The organism is Chitinophaga sp. 10T418 (assembly GCF_056394125.1).
Genome location: NZ_JBFTHG010000019.1, coordinates 106,777 through 121,634 on the forward strand (window position 1 = coordinate 106,777; position 14,858 = coordinate 121,634).

General features: G+C 45.5%; 8 protein-coding genes. All 8 read right to left on the minus strand.

Going from position 1 to position 14,858, the window contains the following annotated elements; translation table 11 throughout:
- Positions 1 to 338: 338 nt before the first annotated feature.
- The gene (locus tag AC1DCV_RS33630; RefSeq protein WP_477027283.1) at positions 339 to 5,795 is read right to left on the minus strand and encodes an Ig-like domain-containing protein; all 5,457 of its coding nucleotides are present in this window, start codon (positions 5,793 to 5,795) and stop codon (positions 339 to 341) included.
- Positions 5,796 to 5,868: 73 nt separating this feature from the next.
- Positions 5,869 to 7,470: a RagB/SusD family nutrient uptake outer membrane protein gene (locus AC1DCV_RS33635; protein WP_477027284.1), complete on the minus strand. Its 1,602-nt coding sequence runs from the start codon at positions 7,468 to 7,470 to the stop codon at positions 5,869 to 5,871.
- 17 nt (positions 7,471 to 7,487) lie between these two features.
- On the minus strand, positions 7,488 to 10,646 hold the full coding sequence (locus tag AC1DCV_RS33640) for a SusC/RagA family TonB-linked outer membrane protein (RefSeq protein ID WP_477027285.1): 3,159 nt from the start codon (positions 10,644 to 10,646) through the stop codon (positions 7,488 to 7,490).
- A gap of 85 nt (positions 10,647 to 10,731) precedes the next feature.
- Complete coding sequence (locus AC1DCV_RS33645) at positions 10,732 to 11,781, minus strand: FecR family protein (protein WP_477027286.1); 1,050 nt, start codon at positions 11,779 to 11,781, stop codon at positions 10,732 to 10,734.
- Positions 11,782 to 11,851: 70 nt separating this feature from the next.
- Complete coding sequence (locus AC1DCV_RS33650; RefSeq protein WP_477027287.1) at positions 11,852 to 12,406, minus strand: sigma-70 family RNA polymerase sigma factor; 555 nt, start codon at positions 12,404 to 12,406, stop codon at positions 11,852 to 11,854.
- 449 nt (positions 12,407 to 12,855) lie between these two features.
- The gene (locus AC1DCV_RS33655; protein WP_477027288.1) at positions 12,856 to 13,593 is read right to left on the minus strand and encodes an SDR family oxidoreductase; all 738 of its coding nucleotides are present in this window, start codon (positions 13,591 to 13,593) and stop codon (positions 12,856 to 12,858) included.
- 65 nt (positions 13,594 to 13,658) lie between these two features.
- Entirely contained in the window at positions 13,659 to 14,531 is an 873-nt protein-coding gene (locus AC1DCV_RS33660; protein WP_477027289.1) for a helix-turn-helix domain-containing protein, read from the minus strand.
- 220 nt (positions 14,532 to 14,751) lie between these two features.
- Positions 14,752 to 14,858 (minus strand): IS3 family transposase (locus tag AC1DCV_RS33665; protein ID WP_477027290.1); only part of this gene is annotated, 107 nt, incomplete at its 5' end.

Consider the following 14,858-nt stretch of genomic DNA (forward strand, 5'->3'; position numbering starts at 1 on the left):
GCGCGTGTAAGTATCCCTATTGTGGTGACAGCTTAAACCTGAGAAAAATGGATTTGTTTAGAACAATAATAAAGCGATCATAAATCATTTTCCCATCCTGTTTTAAATCATAACTCCGTTGAGGTAATGACCTCAATCGTCCAGGGCGTTAAATTTTGTGAGCGTATTCTCTTTAGAAAGGAATTCGTACATGATGTCATTTTCATCTTTAACTGGAAAAATTAGAACCATATAAAGAGTAGTTTATTACCAATATGAAAATTATAGTCAATCTGCGCTCCCCCGAAGTCGAAAAAAGAAAAGCTGCCTCATTTATTTATGAGACAGCTTTTCTTTTTTTAGTATTTCACAACTTTCATCGTCTTGCTTTGAGTGCCCTGACTGATATTGATATAGTAAACACCTGGTAGCAGATGTTGACCAACCTGGTAATTGGCGCCGGCATTTATTTTTGTAGAATAAATAACGTTGCCTGCGCTATTAACAATGATAAGAAGTGCCGGTACTTTTGAGGAAGAAGCCATTCTTACATTAAACACGTTGTTAGATGGATTAGGATATACTGTTGTTGTAAAATCCAGCTTACTGCTGGTGTTTAATTTGTTGCCGGTTACTGCGATCCCGTTTTGATTTTCGTTCAAACTTTGCAGGGAGTCTGCAGGCGTTAATGTCCGTACCTCGATAGCAGCTATTGAACCACTGTAAGGATCATACAATCCTTTTTTAGGATAGAAGAATACCAGTATCATACCTGCGCTGTTTGCCGTTGCCCGAATGGTGCGTGTAACAGCGGTGTTCAACCTGTTGCCTGCGGCCTGGTATATGTTGAAATCCGTAAGACTGTCGAGACCATTAGTAGCCTTTACGCTGAATATCCTTTTATTTTTTTCTGCATCCTGTGCCTCAACGAAGTGCAGGCGGATAGCATAAACGGTATTGGGAGTGAGCCCGCGCAGATAATAACGCATCTGGGTGATGTTATCTTTGAATACGCGTATATACTCGTATACCTGCGGGGGTGCCGGATCGGTTACATAAGACACGTCTACGGGTGAAGATACTCTTTGTATCCAGGTATACCCTGCATGCCATAGTTTATCCGTGCCGGTAGGACCTTCGGGAACATATTGGGCAAAGGTGGTATTGGCATATGGACCAGAAGGCGTGCTCGTGGTACCGGCATTTATGCCGTAAACAGCGGATTTATTTGTCTTTAAAACTTCTATACAATAATCATCCACCCATGCCGTGCCGAATCCAACCTTAGCCACCCAATAAGTAAGCCCCGTGGCACTGTCGGGTACATTGATAGTATCTCTTATCTGAGCCCAGTTATCCCGGTATGTGGTCACATTGTCTATTTGTTTTTGGTAAGCAGTACCGGTAGCTGCGCCCTGGTTATCAACAAACCCAACGCCATATCCTGACCACCACGGATAACCCATAGCGTCTTTTTCTACTTTGACCCATTGGCTGAATACAATGACGCTGCCGCCTCTAACTGGTATGGAGTCTTTTATGTTCAAAGAGGTGTTTGCTGTAGTGGAACCGAGGGTAACGGCTTTATCGCCGGAATGGCCTTTCCCGCTAACGGCATATACAGCGCCCACTGTAGGAACAGATTCTTTATAAGCAATCCAGTTAATAAGGCCGCTTTCAAAACCATAATTGGGTATTCCTCCGCAGGAATCAAACGGCACTATGGTTACCGGCAAAGTAGCTGAAATGCCTGAGCTATCCATTGTATTGACGGTAATGGTAACGGCGCCCTGTTTAATGGCAGTGATAAGGCCCGTACTGTCAACCGTAGCAAAGGTTGTATTAGAACTGCTCCAGGTTACTTTTTTAATGGAGGTATTAGATGGCAGGAAAGTAACTTTTATCCGCAGTGTATCCCTCTCCCCGATAACAACAGCGGGTGGCTGCAACGTAAGACCAGTGGCCAGTACATTGGCTACGTGGATATTGGACTGTGCGGCAATTGCAGGGTTGTCTGCAGAAGTGGCTGTTACTATTACATCGCCCTGTTTAATACCACTGATAGTGCCATTGTTGTTTACTTTGGCGATGGTTGTATCTGAGGATGTCCATACTATCCCTTTATTACTGGCTTTTGCCGGGGTGATAGTGGTATTCAGCTGCAAAGTTGATCCTACAAATACATTGGCTGAAGTGCTGTCCAGTGTTAAGGATGCAACAGGTATGTAGATAACTGTATAGGTTTTGGCAGCCGTAAAACTACTTTCCGCAGATGTAGCGGTGATAGTAACCGTGCCGGCGCCTTTTCCTGTTACCACACCGTTCAGGTCTACAGTAGCTATAGCATCGTTGGATGATTTATACACCAGGTTCCGGTTAGTGGCATTTGCCGGTGTAGTGGTCAGTTTCAGGGTGTCTTTATAACTTACATAAAGATTACTGCTGTCTGAATTAATGCTGATCCCCTGGAGCGGGATGATAGATGCTTCAAGGGCGGATATGGAAGCGCTGTAAGGATCGTTGGTACCCGTTTTAGGAATGAACATCACGGTTATTACACCACTGTTGTCGGCTTTTGCCTGAAGGGTGCGTGTAATCACGGTATTCAACTTATTACCGGCAGCCTGGTAAATGTTGAAGTTGATGAGGCTGTCGCCACTGGTCTTCACGTTAAACACCCGGTTAGCTTTGTCGGTATTGCTGGGTTCAACAAAATGCAGGCGCAGCGAATAGTTGGCATTGGGAATCAGGTTGCGGAAATAATAGCGTAGCTGGGCCGATGTATTTTTGGAGATGCGCATATACTCATATACCTGGCTGGGAGCAGGTGATGTTACCTGGCTCAGGTCCATTGTTGCTGTGTTACGAACGCTCCAGGTATATCCTGCATGCCATAGTTTATCGGTTCCTGCAGGCCCTTCGGGTATATATTGGCCGACCGCCGTATTCTGAAGGGGCGTTGCCGGGCTTCCCGTTGTTGCTGTTGTACCGGCATTGATGGCTGTTACAATGGTGTTTACGATCAGCTGCACGGTTTTAGCGGGCCCTCCGTCTGCCGGGGAGATGGTGAGAGAGGTAGTGCCCATTTTTAAGCCGGTCACTACACCATTGGCATCCACTTTTGCAATGGTGCTATCCGTCACAGACCAGTTCAGTGTTTTATTGGTGGTATTTGAAGGCGCAAGCGCAGCGGCAATCTGCCTGGGCGTATTCATGGTGCCATACACGACACTGTCTATCACGATACCGGTGGATATAGTGGGCGGAACGACGACGATCTGTCTTGTATCCGTTTTTCCTCCATCGACTGATGTAACGGTAATAGTAGCGGTACCTGTATTAATGCCGCTTACCTTCCCGATCTGATCTACTTTAGCGATTGTAGTATCCGAGGAGCTCCAGGCAACAGCGGGATTGGTGGGATACGTGGGTGTGAGCTTTACGTTCAGTTTCACGGAGAATCCACTTACAATAGTGTCTGATGCGGGATTAACTATTTCCACCGACTGAACAGGGCCGGCTACCGGGGAGCCGAAAAAAATGCCATTTCCGCTGATCGCAAGAAACATTCTTCCTTTATTGTCTGCCGTAATATTCTGCACCACACCTGGTACCCTGTCTAAGATGGTGGTCCAGGTACGGCCGGTATCATCTGAGCGGAAGGCGCCGTAGGTAATGCCATTGATGGGAAGGATCTGGGCGGTAGCGTATAAAGCCAAGTGCGCGTTGGCGGTGGTGTCGGACATGGCGGCAGCTATCCATTTAGGCTTGAAATTTTCGCCACCTACCTTACTGAATGTTTTACCGGTGTCTGAAGTATGATAAAGGGAGGCATATTGAGGATAGGCGTCATCGTAAAATGCGATCCATACATCCCCTGTTTTCCCGGGCGTTGCTTCAATGTTGGAGGTAGTGGCATAAGAAGAGCCATTGGGATTGCTGCCGGCGTTTGCAGTAAGACCAGTGGCAGTTGTTTTCTGGAATGATTTCCCGCCATTAGTGCTTACATAAAAGGAACCACGGTCCCAGATATAGAAATAATCGCCGTTCACCTTGTCCGCTACGAGATGGTTTTGCCCGGGGTACAGGTTGAACTGCGGGCCCGAGGGTAAGATCCCGGAAGAGGCACCGGTGGATTTGGTCCAGGTGGCGCCCAGATCTTCCGACCAGTAAACGTTACCGGGAGCATCATTAACATCTATCTGGGTGAGCCAGAGGATATTCCTGCGATCAGCGGATACGGCTACACGCCCACGCAAACCGGGTGATTTTGGAAAAAGGGTATATGTATCACCACCATCAGTGGAGTAACCCGCGCGCGATGCCTCGATCTTATTAGCCGCCGGGCCGTCGCAACCTACCCGCACCACAAAATTAGGATCGGTATACTGGAAAGCTACTCCCTGCATATTAAACGCAGAGAAGATGCTGTAGTGCAGTGCGGTGGCGGAAACAGCGCCCTGGTTCAATGGTTCTGTAAGGGAACGGTGATGGGCGCCTCCCACATCTGCGGTAGCAGTGAGCAACAGGTTCTTGCCACTCGGAGGAGCTGCCATAGGGCCTGTTACCACAATTTCTTCCAGGCCTACTACGCGGATCTTCCAGTTGCAAATGGGGTCAAAGATATTATCTGTGGAAAGCACGTCCAGCATATCGTTGATCCATATCCGGTTTGGGTAAAAAGGGTCCCAGGTAAATGCAGCAGCATTATGCCCTGGTGAATTATAATATAATCCGTCATTCGATGAGTGTGGCGCTTCCGAATTATCGCGGGTGATCTTTCCCTGTGTATAGGAGCCGGGGGCGCCGCCCTGCCTTGAAATGTAATAGGGATCTTTTTGCCAGCTGCCACGAGTGCTTACAACAATATCATTTGAATTGGCGGGGTTTACCGCCACTTTAGAGAAGTATCTGTCACTATTAACCGGATCTGGATCTAAAGTTACTGGAGAGACGTCCTGCCAGGTGCCATTCTTATACTTGTAGACACCTTTTTTTTGATTGTCGGTTCCGGCAGATACGTACAGGGTTCCATCTGCGTGAATCACGGCCCGGATAGGATACTGTGGACTGTTGCTCATTAGTGCAAAAGAAGCACCACCATCTTCTGATACCCATACGCCTGTAGACCTGCCAATGTAAATACGCCTGGTAACATTCTGGCCGTTCACAGCAATGGTACCGGAACTCTGGTCGAAAAGAATAAAGGCACAGGAGCCCGGCGTAGTGATGGCGCTTACCTGGGTCCAACTGGCGCCGGCATTGTCCGTTTTCAGGGCGCCATTCTGGTCGGTAACCACCCACACAGTATTACTATTGGAGGGATCCACCTGTATACGATCCCCGTAAGCCTGCGTGCTGTTTGGGTGCACCACAATGGGAACCTGCAGGTCTGTCCAGGAATCGCCCCTGTCGGTACTCTTCATGATAGTACCTGCCGAGCTTGAACCTTTGCCAGGTGCTGAACCGGCGCCGTTTTCCACGGTAGCATAAAGAATATTGCCGGTACTGTCACTGGGATCTATGCCGATGCTGCCGCAACGCTGGTTAACTTCCCAGTTCCAGTAGTTGACCGGTATTTTTTTAAATAGCATTAAATGCTCCCATTTCTGCAGGTTCTTATTCCATCGGTAAGGAGTGCCAACATCAGTGGTGATGAAATAAAGGTCAGGTACCCTAGGATGCGCCACAAAAGAGGGCAATGCACCGGACCCGCCAATCCGGACCTGGTTCCAGGTATACGTTTGCGCACGTAGTTCCTGCGAGGTGGTCAGAAAAAAAATGGATAGTAATAGCGTGTAGCAAATCTTTTTCATATTCATAGTGGAATTATATGGTAATGGGCTACGAGGTACTTCCTGCCGGTGGTTAAGCCAAGCTGTTTTATGATTAGTTCCAGCCGTTGTTGATGTCTTTGGCTACATTAGGATTATAGTTTTTTTCTACATCGGGAATAGGGAACAACAGGTGTTTATCCTGGAAAGGTTGGGTGCCCGTGCCAGGTTCTGCTGCCTTTTCTGCATTGATAGTTTGTTTGATAATACCCCAGCGCAACAGGTCGAAATACCGGGATTGTTCGCCGCATAATTCCAGTTGCCGTTCGCGCATCAGTATTTTCATTGCATTTGTTTTGTCGCCTAATGTGGTGTATAAAAATGCGTGAGAGCGGGAACGTACACTGTCTATCAGCGCCAATGGAGCATTGCCCGTATTGCCTTGCTGGATCTGTGCTTCGGCCAGCATCAGCATTACATCTGCCAGGCGGATTACCTGCCCGTTAATCGGGCTTTTAGGGTCACCATATTTTTCCATGAGATGATAATACTCATACTTCTTCCAGCGATAATCGCCCTGGGGATCGGCGGGATCAAAAGGATACGGCTTTGCACCGGCAGCGCATTGCTGACAGTAAACGGTTTCACCACCGGAAGCGGGAGTGCCGTAAAAAGTAAATTTAGCGCGGGGATCTGTATATTGCAGGCCATTTGCAGGATTGGGATATGTAAATGCTTTCACGGCGGCGTTGCTGATGTATACATTCTTCCAGTCGTTCCATCCATACTCCATAGCACGCCCACTATGCGTTTGTTTACCTACCTGTTCTGCACCGTTACCAAACATATAGTAGGGCGAACCAATGCCCCAGTCGGTCCACTGTTGATTCATGATCTGGAAAATGCTTTCCGGTGTGTTCTGATTGGTGGTACTGAAAACATTATCAAAGGAAGAATCGAGTTTGTACGTATAAGGTGCTCCCATCAGTTTTTCCAATTCTGTTTGTGCAGGCACCCATTTTTTCTGGTACAAATAAACTTTGCCAAGTAGGGCTGTTACGGTGCCTTTGGTGGCTCTGCCCAATTCCGCGGTTGGGTATACAGTGGGTAGTTCCGCCGTGGCCTGGGCTTCCGTCAGGTCTTTTTCTATTTGTTTCCACACGTCAGCAGCAGGGCTGCGGGATAAATAGTTTTTATTAAGTGTGGTTTGATAGTCGATATACAGTGGTACATCTCCCCATAATGTTACCAGGTGAAAGTAGGCATATGCCCGGAGGAATTTTACTTCTGCGAGGTATTGATTCAGTTTTGCGCGATCGGCGGTAGCGGTAGGATTCCAGGCGGCGGCGCGGTCCAGTACCAGGTTGGCTCTGAAAATCATGCGGTACAGGGAACTCCATAGGAAACTAAGATCGGCGTTGCTGGTACCAAAGCTGTAATCGCCCAGTTCCTGTTCTGGACCCAATAAAAAGCTGGCCCGTTTGGCATCGTGCCCAAGGAGGTCAAAAATAAAATAATATTCCCGCGCCCATAATCCCGGATGCAGCAATGTAGCGTAACTGGCTACAGTGGCCTGGTTAAGCGCGCTGATGTTAGTGAAATAAGTATCGTACGCATAGGCGCTCTGGTCTACCAGGTCGAGGCGTGATTTTTTACATCCGGGTGCAATGGCGACCAGCGTGGCTATGAGGAGCGATTGATATATATACTTCTTCATAAAATACATTTTAAGAATTAAAACCCTAGTTGAATACCTGCCAGGAAAGTTTTGGGCTGCGGTACCTGTCCCTGATCAATACCACGTGCAAACAGGTAGTCACCCGCTATTTCCGGATCGTAGCCGGTGTAGTTGGTGAAGGTGAATAAGTTTTGTGCTGCCACATAAATGCGGAGTGATTTAATGGTGCCTTTGGTCACAGTATTTAGCATTGACGCGGGAGCGTTGTAGCCAACGGTAATGTTCCTTAAACGCAGGTAGCTGCCATCTTCCAGCCACCAATCGGAGGGGCGGAGGTTTCCGTTGCCGGTAGCATTCTGGCCTATTCTCGGCAAAGCCGCTACATCACCCGGTTGGCGCCATCTGTTGAGGATGTCGGTCGATGCATTATGACCGGTGGCCATAATGCTGGTATTTAATTTTAAGCCATTGAGTAATTTCAATCCGCTAATGCCGGACAACACCAGGTTCAGGTCAAAATTTTTATAGGTTATGCCGGCGTTGATACCGTAAATATATTTTGGAATAGCATTGCCTAATATTTCCTGGTCCTTAGCGGTGACAATACCATCGCCGTCAATGTCTTTATAAATAAAATCTCCGGGTAATAATCCATCCTGGTATTTAGCATTGGGCTTGCCTGTTTTCTTTGCGGCTTCCTGGTCCAGGGCTGCCACTTCGGCGGCATCTCTGGCCACATGATCCTGGCGGTAACCATAAAAGGAACCGATGGCGTTGCCGGCGGCGGTATAGGTAGTGGCAGGAACAGGAGTGAAGGCGCCTGCCTGGATGGGCGCGGAAAACTGATCGCCTAACGACAATACTTTGTTGCTGTTAACAGATCCGTTTACGCTTACGTTGTAGCTGAAGTTATTATTGATCTTATTCTTATAACCGATGGTGAGTTCAAATCCTTTGTTTTGTGCATCCGCAGCATTCACTGTTTTCCTGGGCTGGGTACCGGTAGGACTCACACCAATACTGGCTGGCAACAGGGTAGTAACTAACAGCCCCGTACTTTTCCGGTTGTACCAGTCGGCTTCAACGGTGAGGCGGTTATTTAAAAATGCAAGGTGGATGCCGACATCTGTTTGATTGGTTTGCTCCCATTTTAGATTAGGGTTGCTTAAAGTCGTCAGTGTAGTGCCGGATACAAATGATTCTGTGCTGCCAAAGGAATATACCAGCGCGCCTCCGGGCGTACCCTGGTAAGTTTTCGCTGTATTCAGGAAGTTGGGTATGCTATTGTTGCCGGTTTGTCCCCAGCTTACGCTGAGTTTACCATCCGATAAAACAGGAACTATATTCTTTATAAATGCTTCCTCTGAAAAGCGCCACGACAAGCCTCCGGCGGCGAAGTTGCCATAGCGGTTATTAACACCGAAGTTGGATGCGCCATCTCTGCGGTAGCTGGTCGTCAGTATATATTTGTCATCAAAAGTATAGTTGAGCCGGCCGTAATAAGAGATTACAGAAGGACGGGCGTAGTTGGAATAGGAGTTGGTAACGGACTGGGAGGAAGCTACGCCAACGTTGGTAATATTATCATTGGGTTGACCGGTACCTCTTATGGTAGAACCATTGGTTATGCCGGGATCAATATAGCTTTGTCCGGCTATTAAAAAGAGCTGGTGTTTGCCCAGTAGTTTTTCATATGACAGGTAATTCTCCAACATGTAATATGAGTTCTCTGTAAAGGCAAGCGTAGACTGGCGGGCCTGGTTCAGGAAGTTGGACGACTGGTACTGTTGCTGGTAGCTGTTGCTTCGGGTGGAGTTTACTTCTGCGGCAAATTGCGAACGGAATTTTAGTCCATCGATGATCCTCACTTCACCGGACAACTGCGGGAAAAAAGCCAGCGACTTGGTTGTTTGACTTCTCATCGCAATATCCTGCAGTGGATTGCTGGCGTTGCTGTAATCATCGATGTTGGACAGGATAGAATATCCGCCCTGTATAGACGGGTCCAGTACGGGTTTATACGGTGCGTACTGGATAGCATTGATAATATTGGCGTAGTTACCGTTGCCCACATTCTGTCTGAATATCAGGTTTTGTGTAAACCGGAAGCGTCCCAGTGTTTCTTCGAGCCCCATGCGTGCCTGGAATCTTTTGTTGGTAGCATTGGTTAAGATGGCCTGCTGATTAATGTAGGTGGCAGACACCGAATAGCTTACTTTTTCACCACCGCCGCTGATGTTCAGATCATTTTCGGATACAAGGGCGTTGCGGAAAACAGCATCCTGCCAGTCCGTACTATCCTGTAACACCGCCGGGGTGTTGAATTTGGCGGGTAGCACCGCGTTCTTGGTAGCGGCCAGATCTTTCAGCGCATCTACGTACTGTGCGGCATTCAGTAGATCCAGTTTCTTCCATGCTTTGGCGATGCCCCATTGAGAGGTAAAGCTGACACGCGGAGGTCCGGGCTTCCCTTTTTTGGTGGTAATGATCACCACGCCGTTGGCTGCTGCGGAGCCATAGATAGCGGTGGAAGAAGCATCTTTCAGAATAGTGATGCTTTCTATATCCTGGGGATTGATTGTATTAAAAAGATTTTTAGTACCCTGGATACCATCGATCACGTATAATGGATTGATGTCGGTGAAACTGCCGGTACCGCGGATAATAATCTGGGCATCTGCACCGGCGGCGCCGCTGCTTTGCAGTACTTGTACGCCGGCGGCTTTACCAATGAGTAATTGAGAAGGGTTGGTCGCGTTTACTGCACCGGCTTCTTTGACGGTTACCACGTTGAATGCGCCTACTACATCTTTTTTCCGCGCAGTGCCATAACCGATTACCACGATGTCGCCCAGCGCTGCCACCGTTCTGACGAGGCGTACAGAGAATGTTAATGTGGCGCCAGGTTTAAGAAGAACGTTGTTGAGCTGTTGTGTTTCAAAACCCATGTAAGAAACGCTGAGTAAATATTTACCCTCAGGTGGTAACCCGGAGAAACGGAATACGCCGTTGCTGTCGGTGATTACACCAGCCGAATATTTTGTTTTTTCATTCAGCGCCACTACGGAAGCATTGGGGAGGAGTTCCCCCTGGTCGGTACGTACGGTGCCGGTTACCTGCATGCGGCCCTGTGCCTGTGCGGACATGGACATGCCTGAGATCATCATGCATAGCAGCAGGAGCAGGCGCCATTTTGGTCGATAGAACATCTTCATAACTGGAACGTGGTTTTTAAATCCGGGGCATAGCAAGCCCCGGGCGCCTTTGCGCCTTTTAGGGAATAGAACTGTAATGATTGAATTATTTCTTCTTAATAATAAATCCGCTATCGTTTCGAATCAGCTTCAGATTATTGGGAAGTGTTAAATCGGTCAGGATTTTCGCCAGTGAGTCCGTGTTCTCAAACTTGCCATCGAAATAAATCTCCATCACGTCTGACGGATAATAATAGATGGCTACGCCGTAATAGTTACTCAACTGATCGAGTACCTGTGCCATTGGTTGATTGTTAAACTTATACCAGTCGGGCGTTGCATGACTGTCGCCGTTGTTTCCTGCTTTTACTAATATATCCGTGCCCGTAGTATTGAAGTTGGCTACGATGGCTTTCCCTGTTTTGCGATAATAACGGAGCTCTTTGCCCGGTGTGAGCACTACAGCACTGATGACCTTCTTTTTATCGGTGGCGCCCTGTACCAGTACTTTACCGGTGTTCAGTCGTACGGTGATCATATCATCCCCGGGAATGGCTTTCACATGAAAAAAGGTGCCCAGGGCGGTGGTAAATAATTCGCTGCTATAAACAACGAAGGGATGTAATTTATCGGCGGCTACAGTAAAATCCGCTTCTCCCGTGATGTATATGTTCCTGTTTTCCCTGAACTGTTTATTATATACTATGCTGGCTGCCGGTTGCAGTTGTACCACAGATCCATCCGGTAATACAAGGGCCATAGGCTTGTTGCCCGTGTTTTCTTTCCGCTCCTCTTGACCGGGTGGAATTGTTACCACTGTTGTGCTGGCAACGCCGGTTGCTTTTTTATGATCGCGATCCACCAATAACAACGTTCCTCCTATCAGCACACCTGTTGTAACAGCGGCGATAGCTAACCGTTTGGTCCATTTTGTCCGGTTGCCGGCAAATACCGTTTGCCGATGAATATTTTTCAGCCACTGCCGGGAAACGGTTTCCGGGAAGTAGCCGTCTTCCTGTAATTGCAGGAATTCTTCTTCCGGCAGGTATTTCTCCAGCATATCAGGATGGTCCTGCAGGTAATGGGCTATCCTGCGAGCTTCTTCCGGTGTGCATTGATTGCTGAAGAACCGTTTTAGTAATTCATCATTTATCATATTATATACGGCTGATAGATAAGTAATACGTTTGTAACGGGCGAACTACGTAGTCTGACTCAAAAAAAAATTAAAACCGGCTAAGCCAGGCCAGGAAGGAGACTATGAGCCCGAGATAATGTTTTATCTGTTTGAGGGCCTGGAAAATATGTGTTTCCACAGTTCTGGATGATAAGGAAAGTTCGTGTGCAATCTGCTGGTAGCTCATGCCTTTAAAGCGACTCATTTCAAATACTTTACGGCGCATCGGAGGCATTTCTTTCAAGGCATTTGCCAGCTTCACCTGTAGTTCTTTTTCCGCCAGCTTTCCCCAGAGGTCATCTACCGGTAGGATATACTGGTCTATTACATGGATTACTTTTTCTTTGTAAACGGTTTCCTTGCGGAGAAAGTCGATCAGGGTAGTGCGGGCAATGCGGAACAGCTGTAACTGTATATTGAGGTCATCAGCGAGATTTTCCCGGTAGTTCCAGCATTTGATGAATGTGAGCTGCGTCACCTCTTCTGCAATGAAGGATGACCTGGTTTTTTGAAGAACAAAATGGTAGACCTTTTTGTGCCAGGAATAATAGACTTCGTTAAACACCAAAAGGTTTCCTTGTTTCAAAGCAGCTATAATATTCAAAACGTGGCAATTTACCGTAGCAATTTAAATAAATAAATGTGGAAATTCCTAGAGATATTGCTGCGCAACAGGATTTCCTTGTTTAATTTATGAAATTGACTGGTAAGAATTATTATCTTACCGGTCAATAACGGAACGATGTCAGTTTCATTAGCATAAATGATTGCGGCAACCATTATCATAAAGAGGTTCACCTTTTAACAGTCAACCAACGATGCCGGTTATCCGGGTGATCTGGTTTTATAGTTACTCCTTAGCTGGAGTAAGACAGGCATGAAAAAACGTGATACAATTCCTGTAAAAGAAATGTATCACGTTTTGCAGTGTGTTTAAATGGTTGAAGCCCCTAAAAATCGATGGTGTGTCCTTCGTATCCTTTGATATACTGTGTCTTTAGTGTCAAGCCGCCATATTGCAAATACCCTGTGGTTTTTTATGCTTCATCTTCGTTACCAGGGTATTTCTCCTGTTTCAGGATTATTTTCCTCACTAAAAAATTTTCCTGTTGGGCCATCATTGTCAACTAGGGCATATTTTACAATCCGTTCTCCGGCATCGTTAACAGTTCCGGGTCCACGATGTCCATTGAAATCTGTTTTTGTATATCCCGGGCAAACGGCATTTATTTTGAAGTTGGTATTTTTTAATTCGTATGCCAAAACAACAGTGTACATATTCAAGGCTGCTTTTGAAGAAAGATATACAACGCCTTTGTAATCGTAGTATTTATATGTTGGGTCGCTGTGCAGCGTAATAGAACCTTGACTTGAACTTACATTTACAATACGAGGTTCTGATGATTTTTTCAATAAATCAATAAATGCCTGTGTAACCCGTACCACGCCGTAAACATTTGCATCATAAGTGGCTTTAAACTGGTCAATAGTTGAGTCAAGTGCTGTTTGTGGGTAGCCACCATAAATACCAGCATTATTAATAAGTATGTCCAGCACTTTTGTTTTTTTACCTATTTCTTTACGGGCTTTAATTACTGATTCATCATCTGTAATGTCAAGMTGAATAACTTCTACATTGTTTAATCCCTTCGCTTTTAATCTATCAATGGCTTCAACACCATTTTCTAAATTACGACTGCCGAGGTAAACATAAATTCCTTTTTGAGCAAGTTGCTGTGCAACTTCAAAGCCAATGCTTTTGTTAGCTCCTGTTACTAATGCAAATTTCATTTCTTGTATGAATTTTATGAAGCAAAAGTAGAGGGCTAAAAAATAGCGGAGATGGACAATTCATTCTATTTCCCCGACAAATCTTGCTTGGGCAAAAATTCACTTGCACTTTTTCCTGTGCTTTTTTTGAAGAGCTTTGAAAAATAATCGGGGTCATTAAAGCCCAACTCATAGGCCAATTCTTTGATAGAAGTATTAGAATAACGCAATTTTCTCTGAGCTTCCGCCATCAAACGGTTAATAAAATAATCTTTTGGCGATGTTCCGGAATGTTCTTTTACAATCCGATATAAACTGTTTGTAGATAAAGCTAATTTTTCTGCAATTGTGTTGATAGAAGGTTGCTCTGTAAGGTACGTTTCCACGACTAATTTGAACTCGATAAACTTTGAAAGGTTAGTGTTTAAGATATTCAGGGATTCTTTGTTTTTGAAATAAGCGCTGTTTAATTCTGATAGCAATGAGTTCAAATAAGCCAATATTATTTCAGTGTCGGTCTCATATTTATCTAAGTGAAGTATCTGATTTAAAATTCCAAAAACCTTTATTACTCTTTCTTTTGCAGCACTGTCAAAAACTATGGTTTGTGCGTTTAATGGGTTGACCAGAAAGGGAAATTGTTGTGGCAACAATGCCAATGTATTTTCATCAAACAGCAGCTTGAAATATTTAAGATTGTCTGTTTTGGCGGGGGGCGTAAAAATTTGATTGGGCATTGCAAAAAGCAAGTGCCCGTCAGTAAGCGTAAAGTCTTGTAAGTCTATATTGTATGTAATTGAACCACTTTCAATTAATACAATAAAATAAGAAGATAATCTGCGGGGTTGCAGCAATTTTTTTTGAATATCATCTGAAAGATAAGGATTGTCGTTTGAGCGAATCTTTATTCCCAGCTCATCATTCGGTAAGCCCTCATATTTCCCTTTTTGTTCTTGCATGTTTACTGGTTAAATGTGAAGGTATATTAATTATATGAAAAATGTAAATATGTATATTGGCCTCTTCAATGTACAAGGTACTTTCTAAATAATAAATTACGCTATTTCAACTAATTTTCTCCAATCGCACATGAAAAGGTTCGGGTTTTGTACCAAGGGGACCGGAAAATCCTCCACTATGTAGTGCACCCAAAAGTTTGGACAAAAAATGATTACTAATTTAAGCGGCTTTAGTTCGGTATTGTACTGGACTAAAGCCGTTTAGTTTTAATTTGATTCTGTCGTTATTGTAATAATAGATATATTTAATAATATCTCTTTTTAAAG